Below are 14,107 nucleotides of genomic sequence, written 5' to 3'. Positions count from 1 at the left end.
AGAGAATTCAAGCTCCTTTCACGCGGTGCTCCGCCTCTTCCTTGGTGATGCCTTCCCGGATCAATTCCAAGGCCTGTGCGATCCTGCGTTTGCGCGTCTCCTCCTTCCTTCCGTCGGAGATCCACTCCGCGTATTCCTTCCGTGTGGAGGCGGGGAAGGATCCCCAGTTCGCCCATGCGCTGGGGTCCTTGCGCAGAACGCTCTCGAGCTCGGCGTGGACCGGTTGTTTCCTGCCGCTTGCTTCAGCTTCGGCCTTGGCCAGTTTATCATTCAGGGCCATGGCCCGCTGGACCAAGGCGCTGAAGGCGGCCTCATTGATCGTGTCGCCTTCACGGAATTTTACCGTCCTGCCCGGTTTGTCCTCCGAGCAAGGCTCATAGGGCATGCGCGAGGACTTGAACTGCGCACCCTTGGGAAACATGACGCTCACCGAGGTCTTTGAGGCACAAATGCCCAGAACAGGCATGGAGGCCAGCTCGAAATGGGGGCTCTGCGCCCGCCAGGTCTCTTCCACCTCATCATTCACGGCATGCACCAATTGGCGAAGCCGTACCATCAGCTTGCGCTGCCATTCCGGGTGCTCGGCGATGTAGAGGTTGATCTGTTCGGGGATCAGCATGGTGTTCTGTTTATGGGGTGCGAATATGCGGCTTACCGGCTTCCCCCGTCGCTCAGTTCGATCACCACTGGGAAAGTCCGGTCTTTCCGGAAGTCGGGGGCGCCGGACATGCCATAGAGGCCGTCACCCATCGGCCATACCGTGTCCGCATTGAAATAGCCCTGTTTGTACCCGTCCTGAAGCACTGCCTTTTCCTTATAGCTGCCATCGCCCTTGAACTCCAGCATCAACGCTTCCTTCGGCTTGTCCACAGATTCCACGGGTTCTTTCTTCTTCCGCAGTTCCACGTTGGAATCCGCATCGTTGTAGAACAGGAACAGGACATCGCTGTAAGCGATCGAAAATGTCTTGCCGGGGCCGTCATTGGTGAAGCTCATGTCCCGGGGTACCACGGTGTACCACTTCTTTTCCCCGGATGCGTCCAGTTCCATCGCGTGGAAGGCACCGTTCACCCACTCTGTCTTGTCCATCTTTTTGCCACCGAGGTCGCTCACTTGGTGGGTCTCGATGCCCGAGCGCTCCGCCACCACATATAGCCCGCCGTCCTTTTTCGGCCAGATCCGCTCCAAGTGCATATTGGTCTGTAGGCGCTCCACTTTTTTCACCGTCTGCAGCTCGAACGGTGTGCGCTCCGCGACCGACCATTTTCCCGCTGCGGTGTCCAAGGTGGTCTCGAAGATCCCGATGGATTCGTTGCGGCCGACGTCGCCGTTTGAGTAGATACCTGCACAGGCCAAGCGGCCGTCGGGAAGTATGGTGAATGCCGCTTCCTGCACGAAGTCCTTCTTGCCCAGGTCCAGCGGGAACCCCTGCTGGCCAAGGCTGTCCATGCGGTAAAGGCTGTATGTGTATCCAACGACGTCCTTTGTCTTGGGTGCCGCGTCGGTCACGTTCTTGATCAGATACCAGGCCGCGCCGGTCTTGTCCACCAAGGTGCTCACCACGTCGGTGCGGACATTGCCCGGCTCCGTGCCAAGGGTGTTGGTCCAGATCGGCTTCATGGCCCCGTCCACCATTACGCCCACGATAGGGCAGCCGGTGGAGCGCGTGGTGGAGGCGGGGCTGAGGCCGATCAACATGTGCTTGCCGTCCCCCGCCTTGGTGGTGGTAAAGCCCACGGCCATGCCCGGCTTGAAATAATCCGGGCTCTTTCCGAACCGGTCGTATGGAATTTCCGCCACCAACGCCGCTGCCCGCCCGGTGAGGCTGCGCGGGCTGAGCACTTGCTGCAGGAGAAGAAGTTTACCATGATCCGGGTCCGGCTTTGTCAGGATCACGCGGAAGGTCTTGTTGAAAGTCTCGATGGTCTCCATCGCTACGGGACCGATGCCCCAGACGAACTTGGGTTGGTCGTGCTTGACCTCGTACATTTTGTCGGAGCTGATCACGAAAAGCTGCCAGCCGAGGTCGGCACCGGGAATGCCGCCGATCACCGACTTCCCGCCCAGTGTCTTCAGGGCTACGAAGCTGCCCTCGTCGCCATACACGGTCTTGGCCACAGCCAACTCACGGTCGGGTTGAGCATCGAAGTCGACTTTCACCTTCACCCGCACTTTGCTGTCTTGGGCATGTAGGTTGGAAAAGCCGATGAAGGCAAGGATGGCAAGGGCGAATAGGCGGAGCAAAGAAGTGGTGGTCATACGGGTATTGGGTCTGTTTGGGAGTGTGAAGTTAGCCGGGCGCGGTGATCAGACACGTTCAATGACGGTGGCGTACCCTTGCCCTACGCCGATGCACATGGTACAAAGGGCATACCGCTTCTGCGTCCGGTGCAGCTCCAGCGCGGCGGTTTGAAGCAGCCGTGCGCCGCTCATGCCCAATGGATGGCCTAAGGCGATCGCGCCGCCGTTCGGGTTCAGGCGCGGGTCGTCATCGGCAATGTCCCAAGTACGTGTGCAGGCAAGAGCTTGTGCCGCGAAGGCCTCGTTCAGCTCGATCACGTCCATCTGGTCCAGTGTAAGCCCGGCGCGCTTCAAGGCCAAAGCCGTGGCATGCACGGGGCCGATGCCCATGATCCGTGGCTCCACGCCGGCCACGCCGCTGCTCACAATGCGCGCCAACGGCTTCAGCTTGTGGGTTTTCATACCGGCCTCGCTGGCCACCAACAAAGCCGCCGCACCGTCATTCAATCCGCTGGAATTCCCGGCCGTCACGCTGCCGCCTTTGCGGAACGCAGGACGAAGACCGGCCAGTACCTCCAGCGTTGTGGAGGCCTTGATGAATTCGTCCTTGGCAAAGAGCACCGGGTCCTTTTTCCGCTGCGGGATGCTCACCGGCGCGATCTCCTGTTCCAACCGGCCTTCCTGCTGTGCGGCTGCGGCTTTTTGTTGGCTCCACAAGGAAAAGCGGTCCTGGTCCTCGCGGGTGATGTTGCGCGTTTCCAGCAGGTTCTCCGCCGTCCCGCCCATCGCCTCGATGCCGAAATTTTCCTCCATCACCGGGTTGACAAAACGCCAGCCGAAACTGCTGTCGTAGAGCTTGGCATCGCGGCCATAGGGCGTGCTGGTCTTGCTCATCACCCAGGGGCTGCGCGTCATGTGCTCCATGCCGCCAGCGATGAAAACGTCGCCATGGCCCACGGCTATCGCCCGCCCGGCCTGCACCACGGCGCTCATGCCGGAGGCACAGAGCCGGTTCACCGTCTCGCCGGGAACGGAAACAGGAAGACCCGCCAACAAGGCCGCCATGCGGGCCACATTGCGGTTGTCCTCGCCGGCCTGGTTGGCACAGCCCATGATCACGTCGTCGATGGCCCCGAGGTCCAGATCGGGATGGCGTTCCACCAAGGCTTTGATCACGTGCGCCGCCAGGTCGTCCGCGCGAACAGCGGACAGTCCACCGCCCAAAGAGCCGATCGGGCTGCGGATGCCATCGATGATGAATGCGTCTTTCATGGGGCCAAAGGTCGTTCTTGCCGGGAAAACGGGGAGAAGAGGAGGTAAGAGAGGTAAAAGTGGTATGGGAGGAGAGGTAGGTAAGGGAGGTGAGCCAGGGAGGTAAGGAAGGTGTGCGTTCATCCCTTGCCTCCCTGACTTCCTTGACTTCCATTACCCACAAGACCAGAGATACCGACAGTGGACCTTCGCCATCTTCCGCATTCCTACTTTCGCGGACATGGATCCACAGGAACTCGCTCGGCGCGTGGTGGCGCTGATGATGGAAGAGGATGCATTCAGCCAATGGCTCGGCATCGAGGTCATCTCCGTAACCCCAGGTGCTTGCGAGCTGCGGATGACCGTGCGCGAAGAGATGAACAACGGCTTCCGGATCACTCATGGCGGTATTTCCTACTGTGTTGCGGATAGCGCTCTGGCCTTCGCCTCAAATTCCCATGGCATCCGGTCGGTCTCGATTGAGACGTCCATTTCCCACGTCAAGCCTGTGCACAGCGGGGATGTCCTCACGGCCAAGGCAGAGGAACTCAGCCGCAGCAACCGGATCGCGGTCTACCAGATCCCTGTGGTGAACCAGGAAGGAACGACGGTGGCGCTGTTCAAGGGCACGGTCTTCCGTACCGGGAAGGCATGGGAGGTATAGGTCTTCTCATCACTAGGCCTCTGGCCCGTCGACGTTCCGTGCGTCAGAACAATTCCCTCGCCAACACGCCCTCGTGCTCCAGCAGCCATTTCTTTCGCCAAAGCCCGCCCGCATAGCCGGTCAACAGCCCATCGGATCCCACGACCCGGTGGCAGGGCACAACGATCAGCAAAGGGTTCACACCGCAGGCTGAACCCGTGGACCGTGCCGCACCGCCCACCTCCGCAGCCAGGTCCGCATAGGTCACTGCCCAGCCGAAGGGGATCTTTTCAAGTCGCGCCCACACTTTCTTCCGGTAGGCCGAGCCCACATGGTACAGCGGCAGGTCGAACTTTTTCCGCCGCCCGGCGAAGTAGGCTTTTAGCTGTGCCAAGGCCTCGGTCAGCACCTTGGGCCTACGCGCATGCCGCCCGCGCCCCGGGTTGTTGAACGATACGCGCGTGATCCGCGTACCGTCCGATTCCACCCAGAGCTTTCCAATGGGCGTTTCCAAAGAAGCCACGTACTGTGGCCCGAAGAGTTCAAGCTCCTTGTTCTTGGCCTTGGGGGGCATGCTGCGCTGGTATCTTGGGCCAAATTACAGATCAATGGCCTGGTTCAGCCCCGACTTCAACCGCTTCTTCATCGAACTTGCGGCAAACAACAACAAGGAATGGTTCGACATGAACCGAACGCGCTACGAGAAGGAGGTGAAGAAGCCCTTCGAGGTCTTCGTGGGCGAGATGATCCAGCGCGTCGCTAAGGTCGACCCCAATGTGCGCATCGGGCCGAAGGAGGCCATCTTCCGCATCAACAGGGACGTGCGCTTCAGTAAGGACAAGGCGCCGTATAAACTGAACCGTTCCGCCCTCATTACACCTGCGGGCAAGAAGGACATGAACGCTCCCGGTATCTACTTTGAGCTGGGGCCGGAGGCGGTGCGCATCTATGGCGGCGCCTACATGCCGGACAAGGAAGCGCTGCTGCGCATCCGGTCACGCATCGCGAAGGACCTCCCCAAATTCAAGAAACTCCAAGAGGACAAGGCGTTCGTGAAGCACTTCGGGACCGTTCAAGGCGAAGCGAACAAGCGCCTTCCTCCGGAATTCCAAGCTGCCGCCGCCAAGGAGCCCCTGCTCTTCAACAAACAGTTCTACTACGGTGCGGAGCTGCCGCCTAAGATGGTGACCAGCCCCAAGCTGCCCGATGTTCTCATGGAACATTACCACGCCATGGCCGCGATGAGCGCATTTCTACTGGCGAAGTAGATATTCCTAATTCCTGATTTCCAACAAGCCTCGGCGGCAGGCTGGATCAGGAATTAGGAATCTGAGATCGACGGATCAGAATAGTCAGCGGAACTCGCCACGTTGCTCGGACTTTCCAGCTCCGCAGAATTGATCTATGCGATCCCCACCAAGCGATGGACTTGGCCATTGAAGGTTCCGGTCTCGCCGATCGCCAAGTTCTTCAAGGCGCTCAACAGCGGTGCCTGCATGGAGATCGCAAGGACCACTTTCCCGTCCACCTCAAACTTGCCCATGGCGGCGCTCACATAGAACAGGCCTTTGTCCGTGGCCACAAGCGCGCCGGGCTGGATCTTCGGGCAACGGTGAGCGGGATCGATCCGGGCCAAGTGGTCCTCCATTTCCCGCAGGTTGTGCAGCGCTGAAGCCTGCTTTTCCAGCTCCTGCTGGGCCATGGCGCGAGCGGTCTCGTGCTTGTCGCCGGCACTGCTCTTGGTATCGGCTGTTCCTGCCTCGCGTGCCTGCTCCACGCCGGCCTGCGCCTCACTGATCCGTTCCTGAAGGGCGCTTACGCACGCCGCATGCATCGCCTGCTTCAGGCTGAATAGATCCTTCATTTACCCGGTTCTTCGGTCCGGTCCAGCACGTTCTTCCGCGCAACATCCACCACGAACCGACCTTGCATGAATTTCCGGCCCAACAGCACCTGGTACTTCATGTCGCTGCGGTCGAACAGGGTGAACTGGGTCCTGACCGCATGCGCATTGAGCTTCACCGTGGTGGTGACCAAATAGCGCTCGGTGCGTTGCCCCGTGCTGCTTTTTACCGTTACCCGTTGGAATTCATGGAATACCACCTTGGTGCGCTTGCGCCCCATGTTGAAGGTGACCACCAGTTCCTGTTGGCCATCCGCCGCACGCACGCTCAGCTTCTGGTAGTGCAGCGCGCTGCGATAGGCACCGGTGTCCAGTTTGGCATGCACCCGGGCAACGCCCAGCTTGGGCAAGGCGATGTACTCCAGCCTACCGACGGTGACCTTGGCTTTTGCCATGGACGCAAGATGGCCGGATCGCGAGCGGGACAGGCGGGCTTTCAGGTCAAAGTATCACGCTTGTAATGTTGAAAGGAGTCTTGCTTAACGGGCTTGCCCGGAGTATTTCGCTACAAGTTCTCAGCTCAGGGTATTATTCGGAAGACCCCGAGTGGGATCCCCTCCGTGCCTCTGTGTCTCTGTGGTGAAAAACAACCCGATAGTTCCCCTCACAAGTGCATGAACTCCTTCTTCGCGAGCAGCTCCTCCTTGGTCTCGCGGTGGTCCGGATCGTCCACGCAGCAATCCACGGGGCAAACGGCGGCGCACTGCGGCTCATCGTGGAAGCCCGTGCATTCCGTGCATTTGTCCGGCACGATGTAATAGATGTCCATCAAGATCGGTGCTTGGGCGGCATCAGCGTCGTAGCTGTTGCCCGTGGGCACGGTCTGCTGGCCGTTCAGGCTGGTGCCGTCGCTCAACCTCCACTCCGCGCCGCCCTCATAGATGGCGTTGTTGGGGCATTCCGGTTCGCAGGCCCCGCAATTGATGCATTCCTCCGTGATGATGATAGCCATGGCAATACTGGTAATTTCGCATCCCCGCCATCCAGGTACCGGCTTTGTGCAGGTCACTTGGCTTGGATCGCGCAAAAGTAGATATCCTGTGAGCAATCGTACATCCCTTTCCGGAACTTCCGAACTGGCAACGCGCATTTCCGCGTTCGCGCAGTTAGGCCGTGCGCTGGAACAATTCTCGACCAAGGCCGCGTGGCCGGGCCATTCCTGTGGATCCACCGAGGATGAATACGACGCGTTCGATAGCGCACTTGTCCATGCCCGCGTGAGAAACGGCTGGTTCACGGAGGAGCAGGTCCGCTTCGCTGCGAAGGGGCTTTCGATGATGCTGGACCCACGATCGCTGGAAACATGGCTGGCGAACTATCCAGCGCTGAACGAGCCGCACGCGCTCAAGATCGTCGGCATCATCATGGCGGGCAACATCCCGTTCGTGGGCTTCCATGACCTACTGTGCGTGCTTCTCTGCGGACATCGCGCCAAGGTGAAGGTCGCTTCCGACGATGCGGGGCTCACCCCGGCGCTGATCCAATTGCTTGCGTGCTTCTCGCCGGAAATGGCCGCAAAGGTGGAAATGCCCAATGGCAAGCTCGGGGAGGTGGACGCCATCATCGCCACCGGTAGTGACAACACGGCCCGCTACTTCGAGCACTACTTCGGCCAACTGCCACGCATCGTACGTAAAAACCGCACCAGCGTGGCCGTGCTGGACGGCAGCGAATCGGAAGCCGAACTGGCAGCGCTCGGCGAGGACGTCTTCCGCTACTTCGGCCTTGGCTGCCGCAACGTGGGCAAGGTCCTCATCCCGCAGGACTTCGACCTGGACCGGCTCTTCGGTGCGCTCTTTCCGTGGAAGGAGATCATCAACCACAACAAGTACGCGAACAACTACGACTACAACAAGGCCGTGTGGCTCTTGGACCGTGCGCCGATCACGGAGAACGGTTTCCTGATCCTGAAGGAGGAAAAAGCGCTCAACAGCCCGGTGGCCGCGCTTTACTATGAGCGGTATGCCGATGCCTCAGCGGTGCAAGCGCTCCTGAAGGAAGAGGAGGGAAGGCTCCAGTGTGTCGTGGGCCACGGCCATATTCCCTTCGGTGAAGCCCAATACCCCGGCCCCGGCGAATACGCGGACAATGTGGATACGCTGGAGTTTTTACTGGGCCTGGATCACTCCTCCGTGTACTCGTAGCAGCCCAGGTCGGACCCGCCGTCCCACGCCCGCACTTTATTGTCCAGATCATTGAACGCTTCGGGGTCGGCACCAAAATCATCCAAGCCTTTGTTGCGCGCATATGCGTTCACGGTGATGTGGAGATCCCCGTTGTTCGCATCCGCAAAGCCCGGGCTTTGGTTCCGGTAAACACTACTTTGCTCGAAATGATCGGCATCACTGGTGTTCTGATCCGTGCGAAAGAGGAAGTTCTTGAAGATGAAGTCGGGTGAAAGCTGGTCGTCGAAGGCCAGTTGGAATTCATTTCCGTTGTTGCCGTAGATGATGCCGTTGCGGAAAAGGCTCGCCTCCACGTCCCGCACTTGCGTGGCCCCGGTGATGTCCACGAAGGTGTTGGTGAGGATGAAGGCCGGTTCCTGGCGCACATCGTAGGTCCAGTAGTTGGCGATGGTGCTGTGGTTGAAGACGTACTCGCCGCCGCCGGTGAGCGCAACACAGTATTGGCCGCAGTTTTCCACCAGCAGGTTGGTGCTCGTGATCCGGTAGTTTTCCGAGAGGATCCCCGCCGCCGAGCAGTTGCGGATGCTCACGTTGTTCAATATGAGCTTGTTCACACTCGTGGGCTGGCCCGGCGTGCCGATCCAGCTTTGCGGCTGGATGCCCACCAACGCATTCTTGATGTCCACGTGTTCGAAGACGTTGTTCGTTGGTCCGTAGTTATCGTTGATCCAGATCCGGTCCCATTGGCCGGGCAGGTCGGCATAAGTGGCTTCCAAGCGGTCGCCTTGGAAGGTGATGTGATCTTCGTAGGTCCCGTTCGCTTGGATGTTCCCTCCTTGGTATACCCATAGCCCGCCACCGCCGTGGAAATACACCTTCACGCCGGGGTCGATGATCAGCGTGCAGCAGGAATCCACCACCGCGTATCCATAGATGACATACGGCAAGTCGTTGGTCCAATGTACCGTCTCGCAGATCTGGTTGCCTAAGCTGTCGTAGCCCCCCGCGATATAGCTGAACGCCGGAAAGCCCTGCACGTGGGTGTCAGGCCTGAAGTAGTGCGCATTCTGTCCCCAGGCGTTCAACGTCACCTGCTGCTCGTTGCCGTTGGTGCTGAACAGGATGTGGTCCTCGATGATGAACGGAGTGTTCACGCCACCGGCCCCCAGCGTGGCCTCCACGAAGATGTAGATGCTATCCCCGCCGGGGATCTCCACATCGCTGAAGCTCAGGCCCGAGCTGCCGTCCACATTGATCCGGAACGGGGATGGGGAACCGCCTTCCAACACAATGTTCACCCGCACGCCCTCGCTGTTCCGGTTGCGGGCGGTGAAGCGCTTGGTCACCGTGCCCACCGTGGTGAACACTGTATCGAACAGTACAGAATCCTGGGAGAACTCCAGCTGCGCGCTCGGCGAATCGGTAAAGAGCTGGTCCTTGCGGCAACCGAAGAGGACGGCGGCCAGCAGGATGAGCAGGAGGGTGGGGCGGAGGATCTTCAAAGCCGGGCAAAGATGGGGCGCGGGGCTATTACGGGATAGGGGGCGGATCATTGCCTTGGAATGTTTGCCGGAAGGATCCGGAATAAGGGCAAGTGGTTGAACATTTCTATCTTCGGGTAGTGGGATCACTCAGCGGGTCCGAACCAACGATGAAGTATTTTCCTGCAGCCATGAGAACCCTGTTGCTCGCTGGGCTGGCCACTTTGTTGGCCAGCCCAAGCGGGGCGCAGGTACCGCTCACCTTGGACACCTCGTTCCGCTGCACTCCGGTAACCTACCCGCCGGGCCTGTCGGACGCCCTCCCCTTGGCCGATGGTAGCGTGGTCATTACCGGTTGGTTCGGCCTCACCACCAATTATTTTTCGAGCTGGATGGTGAAGCTGCTTCCCGTTGGCGACCTGGACGTCTTTTGGGGGATCAATGGGGGGGGATATCCATCCTGTTGGTCCGTACTTCTATACTTCCGGAAACAGCTTTCCATCAAGGTATTTCCAAGCGACCGGGGAATTGGATTATGGGTTCCGACCCACCACTGTGAACCAACCCTACCCGGATCTTAGCTTTCTCAATAATGGCGGGATCTTCATCCAAACGGACGGCAAGGTGCTATTTACCGGGGACCATCATTTGGGTTACCCATACGGCCCCAATGCACCGGGCTACTATTCCTTGCTGCGTCTGAACACCGATGGCACATTGGACAGCACCTACCATTACCGGAAGACCAACGGGGTGATCTGGACCATCGAACCCACCACCCTGGGGCGCTTTCGCTGAGCGGGGTGTACAGCACTTACGAGGGCGGACCGGCAGGACGCATCCTGCGCATCTGGCCGGACGGCAGCTTGGACAGCACCTACCATTCCGACATCAGCCGGGGTTATGCGAAATACCTGCTGGAGCAGCCCGATGGGCGCATCATTGCGGGAGGGCAGTTCGTCTTCCCGAACGATCCGGACACCATGCACCTGATCCGGCTTATGCCGGACGGGGCCTTGGACCTCAGTTTCAACAACCACGCGGAGTACAAGGACATTCCGACGTATTCTTTCGGGGATTTCGGTATTAGTGTGGATGCTGTATTGCAATTGGGGGATGGAACGATCATGGTCGGGGGCAGCTTCACCCACATCGACGGGCAGTTGCGACGCGGCATCGCCCTGTTGGACAGCACGGGCCATTTGCTCAATACGGCCTTTACCGGGCAGGGCTGCGGCCTTACGCACGATTATAACTCCACGTTCATGTATAGTGGGATCACCTCTATTACTCCAGCACCGGACGGGAGCATCTTTTTGGCCGGGGCTTTCGAGGGCTTTGATGACGGCACGGTGAACGATCCGGAGCAGCGTATGATCTGCAAATTGCACGGGCTTACCACCGAGGTGCTGGAACAGGAAGCGGGGTTGCCGGGGTTGCGGGTCTTTCCAAATCCCGGTAGCGAGATGCTGCATGTGGAAAGTGGAATGTCAGGTTCCATAAGGGTACGGGTGCTGGACGGCTTGGGACGGGCGGTAATGGCCGCTAGCAGCAAGGAGGATACAATGGAACTGGACTGCGGCACACTAGCGCCCGGTGTGTACCTTGTGGAGGTACGCACCGATAAAGGCCGGCGAACGGTGAAATGGACAAAACGATGAGGGCCTGCGACAAACCTCACGTTGGCATGTGAGAAGGAGGGATGTGATAGCACCTGTCTTACGCGCTTTTGGAGTTCCATTTTTCATTACATTTGCGCCCGCGTTCGCCGGAATGTCTTCGGCCGCATTGTAAAGCAGACCCCATGAAACAAGGCATCCATCCCGAGAATTACCGCATCGTCATCTTCAAGGACATGAGCAATGACGACATGTTCCTCGGCAAGAGCTGTGCGAACACCAAGGATACCATGAAGTGGGAGGACGGCAACGAATACCCGCTCGTGAAGCTCGACATCAGCAGCAGCTCCCACCCATACTACACCGGCAAGATGATGCTCATCGACACCGCCGGCCGCGTGGACAAGTTCAAGAAGCGCTTCGCCAAGCATGCCGAAATGAAGAACGCCGCTCCCGCCGCCCCCGAGGCGAAGGAGGAGAAGAAGGAAGGCGGCGAGGAAGCTGCCCAGTAACGCTCAACAACGCTAAGATCGAAGCCCTCTCCAGAACCGGAGGGGGCTTTTTCGTGGACAAACCATACATTCGGCTTCATGCTTGCGGAACGCGCCACCGAAAAAAAGGTCTGTCTGGAATGCGGGGAACCCATCCAGGGCCGCACGGACAAGAAGTTCTGCTCCGATGCCTGCCGCAACCTGTTCCACTACCGCACCAACAACGCGCCCATCAATTATGTGCGCAACGTGGTGAACACGCTCAAGCGCAACAGACGTATCCTAAGCGAACTGAATCCCGGAGGTAAAGTCAAGGTACACCGCGATAAGCTCGTGGAACGCGGCTATAATTTCATGTATCACACCAACATCTACCGCACCAAGGTGGGCAATGTCTACGTGTTCTGCTTCGAGCACGGATTCCTCGAGCTCAGCGAGAACTGGTATGCACTGGTACGCCGCGACGAATACTTGGAAAGGGCGGGGGACAACTGAGGGAAAGCTGAAAACTGGAAAGTTGAAAGCTGAAACGGGGCAACAGTGTTGCAGTTGGCAGTGGCAGTAAGCAGTGGCAGCAAGCAGTTGGCAGCGACAGTCGGCAGCACCCGGTACCCGGTACCAGAACTTCGATCAAACCGGAAAGTCGGTCAGCAACTGGCCCAGAGGATCAGGACGACCATGGCCAAGATCATGATCGCCAGCACCACGGGACCTCCGATCTCGTTCTGTTCTGCCTCCTCCGGGAAATGACCTTCCTGCTCGTGGTCCGACATGGTATGCGCGTGTTTTGTGCGGCGAATATAAAGCGGGGAAGTGAGCCGGGATCAACAACCTTCCCACTGAGGGACACCAAGGAGAGTTCCGGCCCCAGAGGTCAGTTCAGGCTGAACGTCGGCTGGCGCAACACCATCCGGGCGATCACGTGGCTTTCATTGGCCCGCATGCGGCGCACCATGGAGCGCACATGCTCCTCCAGTTCAGTATCGCTCAGCCGCGACAGGTCCGTGTAGATTGCCAAGCTGCTTCGGCTCTTTAGGATGAGGGCTATTTTGTAGGAGCGTGACATCGTGTATGCTCTATAGACGCTTGGACCATGTATAGGGATGCCTCTGCCAAGATCGATTTAAGTAACGGCGGGCTTGGAGGCGGGAGCGGTGCTTCCCACAGGCCAGATGGTAAGGATCACCTATGCGGGCATTCCTACATGGTGGAGCTACACTGCTTCCGCCCCTGCTCGCTTCGCTCAAGACTACTTGGTGTGCATGAAAAAGCCCCTGCAACTTCGTCGCAAGGGCTTCACACTGGTCGGGGTGAGAGGACTCGAACCTCCGACTTCTACGTCCCGAACGTAGCACTCTACCGGACTGAGCTACACCCCGTAGCCCACTTTGGGGCGGCAAATATAGAAGCTTCGGCGATCCGGCTGAAAGGCTCCGGACGTGCGGATGTGAACATTGGCCGCAGGTTCCCCTATTCCTGCCCCGGCATTGCTCCGGAGCAGGAACGGCGCTGATCGGGAAACACGGCCGCCGTACTACATTCGCGGCCACCAAGCGGGAGTAGCTCAGTTGGTAGAGCATCAGCTTCCCAAGCTGAGGGTCGCGGGTTCGAATCCCGTTTCCCGCTCATGGCCCCGGTCCATGGCGATCGGGGCTTTTTTGTTCTCCTGGATCATGCGTCGATCCGCATGGGCGAACTTTGCATCTTTCCGAATAGACCTGCATGTTCGATCCCGCACGACCTGAAAACCCGACCGCGACCGCCGTGTTCGGAACCGGCTGCTTCTGGTGCTCCGAAGCGGTGTTCACCGCATTGAAGGGCGTCCAGAAGGTGACGCCCGGCTACATGGGCGGGTCCAAGCTGGATCCCACCTACAAGGAAGTCTGCTCCGGCAGCACGGGGCACGCGGAGGTGTCCCGCATCGTCTTCGATCCCGCTGTGATCACATTCGACGAGCTGCTGCACGTCTTCTGGAAAACACACGACCCCACTTCGCTCAACCGGCAGGGCGGAGACGTGGGCACCCAGTACCGCTCCGTCATTTTCTGCACGGACGCCGATCAACAGGCCAAAGCGGAGGAACAGCGCAAACATCTGGACCAAAGCGGCGCATGGGACCGGCCTATCGTCACGGAGATCGTGCCGGTTTCCGATTTTTATGCGGCGGAGAATTATCACCACGATTACTTTGCGAACAACCCGGACCAAGGCTATTGCCAAATGGTCATCAGGCCCAAATTGGAGAAGTTCCGGTCCGCGTTCAAAGACAAATTGAAATGACAGCAGAACATCACTACGGGACGGTCTCACACTGGATGCGTCTCGCCGGATCTACCGCGCTTGCATGTCTTT

Annotated in this window: 17 protein-coding genes and 2 tRNA genes; 9 read left to right on the top strand and 10 right to left on the bottom strand. The window is 59.0% G+C overall.

Annotated elements, in window-relative coordinates; genetic code table 11:
• Positions 1–7: 7 nt before the first annotated feature.
• Genes IPP95_04090 through pcaF form a run of 3 tightly spaced genes read right to left on the bottom strand, consistent with a single transcriptional unit; the run spans position 8 to position 3,513 of the window.
• Positions 8–619 carry a YdeI/OmpD-associated family protein gene (locus IPP95_04090; protein QQS73414.1) on the bottom strand — a complete coding sequence of 204 codons (612 nt, stop codon included), beginning with the start codon at positions 617–619 and terminating at the stop codon, positions 8–10.
• A gap of 32 nt (positions 620–651) precedes the next feature.
• Entirely contained in the window at positions 652–2,259 is a 1,608-nt protein-coding gene (locus IPP95_04085; GenBank protein ID QQS73413.1) for a hypothetical protein, read from the bottom strand.
• 48 nt (positions 2,260–2,307) lie between these two features.
• Positions 2,308–3,513, bottom strand: a complete 1,206-nt coding sequence (pcaF, locus tag IPP95_04080) for a 3-oxoadipyl-CoA thiolase (protein ID QQS73412.1) — start codon at positions 3,511–3,513, stop codon at positions 2,308–2,310.
• A 220-nt stretch (positions 3,514–3,733) separates the two neighbouring features.
• On the opposite strand from pcaF, the gene IPP95_04075 reads away from it, so the two are divergent.
• Positions 3,734–4,156, top strand: a complete 423-nt coding sequence (locus IPP95_04075; GenBank protein ID QQS73411.1) for a hotdog fold thioesterase — start codon at positions 3,734–3,736, stop codon at positions 4,154–4,156.
• A 43-nt stretch (positions 4,157–4,199) separates the two neighbouring features.
• On the opposite strand, the gene IPP95_04070 is transcribed toward IPP95_04075, so the two are convergent.
• Positions 4,200–4,709: a methylated-DNA--[protein]-cysteine S-methyltransferase gene (locus IPP95_04070; protein QQS73410.1), complete on the bottom strand. Its 510-nt coding sequence runs from the start codon at positions 4,707–4,709 to the stop codon at positions 4,200–4,202.
• A 34-nt stretch (positions 4,710–4,743) separates the two neighbouring features.
• On the opposite strand from IPP95_04070, the gene IPP95_04065 reads away from it, so the two are divergent.
• Entirely contained in the window at positions 4,744–5,403 is a 660-nt protein-coding gene (locus IPP95_04065) for a DUF2461 domain-containing protein (protein ID QQS73409.1), read from the top strand.
• A 134-nt stretch (positions 5,404–5,537) separates the two neighbouring features.
• Here the strand turns inward: IPP95_04065 and IPP95_04060 are convergent, their stop codons facing one another.
• The 3 genes from IPP95_04060 to IPP95_04050 all read right to left on the bottom strand — a co-directional run bounded on the left by IPP95_04060 (position 5,538) and on the right by IPP95_04050 (position 6,990).
• Complete coding sequence (locus IPP95_04060; GenBank protein ID QQS73408.1) at positions 5,538–5,999, bottom strand: 3-oxoacyl-ACP synthase; 462 nt, start codon at positions 5,997–5,999, stop codon at positions 5,538–5,540.
• Positions 5,996–6,433 (bottom strand): ATP-dependent zinc protease, encoded by a 438-nt coding sequence (locus IPP95_04055; GenBank protein ID QQS73407.1) that lies wholly within the window; start codon positions 6,431–6,433, stop codon positions 5,996–5,998. The genes IPP95_04060 and IPP95_04055 overlap by 4 nt, the downstream gene beginning before the upstream one ends.
• A 209-nt stretch (positions 6,434–6,642) precedes the next feature.
• On the bottom strand, positions 6,643–6,990 hold the full coding sequence (locus tag IPP95_04050; GenBank protein QQS73406.1) for a 4Fe-4S dicluster domain-containing protein: 348 nt from the start codon (positions 6,988–6,990) through the stop codon (positions 6,643–6,645).
• A gap of 88 nt (positions 6,991–7,078) precedes the next feature.
• On the opposite strand from IPP95_04050, the gene IPP95_04045 reads away from it, so the two are divergent.
• A complete protein-coding gene (locus tag IPP95_04045; GenBank protein QQS73405.1) occupies positions 7,079–8,182 on the top strand; it encodes an acyl-CoA reductase in 1,104 nt (367 codons plus the stop codon).
• Here IPP95_04045 and IPP95_04040 read toward each other — a convergent pair.
• Entirely contained in the window at positions 8,161–9,666 is a 1,506-nt protein-coding gene (locus tag IPP95_04040) for a hypothetical protein (protein QQS73404.1), read from the bottom strand. The two genes, IPP95_04045 and IPP95_04040, sit on opposite strands and share 22 nt — an antisense overlap.
• A 534-nt stretch (positions 9,667–10,200) precedes the next feature.
• Here IPP95_04040 and IPP95_04035 point away from each other — a divergent pair.
• The 4 genes from IPP95_04035 to IPP95_04020 all read left to right on the top strand — a co-directional run bounded on the left by IPP95_04035 (position 10,201) and on the right by IPP95_04020 (position 12,250).
• Complete coding sequence (locus tag IPP95_04035) at positions 10,201–10,443, top strand: hypothetical protein (GenBank protein ID QQS73403.1); 243 nt, start codon at positions 10,201–10,203, stop codon at positions 10,441–10,443.
• 5 nt (positions 10,444–10,448) lie between these two features.
• Positions 10,449–11,306 (top strand): T9SS type A sorting domain-containing protein, encoded by an 858-nt coding sequence (locus IPP95_04030; GenBank protein ID QQS73402.1) that lies wholly within the window; start codon positions 10,449–10,451, stop codon positions 11,304–11,306.
• A 143-nt stretch (positions 11,307–11,449) separates the two neighbouring features.
• On the top strand, positions 11,450–11,776 hold the full coding sequence (locus IPP95_04025; protein ID QQS73401.1) for a type B 50S ribosomal protein L31: 327 nt from the start codon (positions 11,450–11,452) through the stop codon (positions 11,774–11,776).
• A gap of 78 nt (positions 11,777–11,854) precedes the next feature.
• Positions 11,855–12,250 (top strand): hypothetical protein, encoded by a 396-nt coding sequence (locus IPP95_04020; protein QQS73400.1) that lies wholly within the window; start codon positions 11,855–11,857, stop codon positions 12,248–12,250.
• Positions 12,251–12,629: 379 nt separating this feature from the next.
• Here IPP95_04020 and IPP95_04015 read toward each other — a convergent pair whose 3' ends face one another.
• Complete coding sequence (locus IPP95_04015; GenBank protein QQS73399.1) at positions 12,630–12,821, bottom strand: hypothetical protein; 192 nt, start codon at positions 12,819–12,821, stop codon at positions 12,630–12,632.
• A 236-nt stretch (positions 12,822–13,057) separates the two neighbouring features.
• A tRNA-Pro gene (locus IPP95_04010) sits at positions 13,058–13,134 on the bottom strand.
• A gap of 174 nt (positions 13,135–13,308) precedes the next feature.
• On the opposite strand from IPP95_04010, the gene IPP95_04005 reads away from it, so the two are divergent.
• Both IPP95_04005 and msrA read left to right on the top strand, forming a co-directional pair.
• Positions 13,309–13,381, top strand: a tRNA-Gly gene (locus IPP95_04005).
• Positions 13,382–13,477: 96 nt separating this feature from the next.
• Entirely contained in the window at positions 13,478–14,035 is a 558-nt protein-coding gene (gene msrA / locus IPP95_04000) for a peptide-methionine (S)-S-oxide reductase MsrA (protein QQS73398.1), read from the top strand.
• The last annotated feature ends 72 nt before the right edge of the window (positions 14,036–14,107 follow it).

The sequence above is a fragment of the Flavobacteriales bacterium genome (assembly GCA_016700415.1).
GTDB lineage: Bacteria > Bacteroidota > Bacteroidia > Flavobacteriales_F > PHOS-HE28 > PHOS-HE28.
The sequence above is the reverse complement of the archived record's forward strand: the minus strand, read 5'-3'. Positions and strand labels throughout refer to the sequence as shown.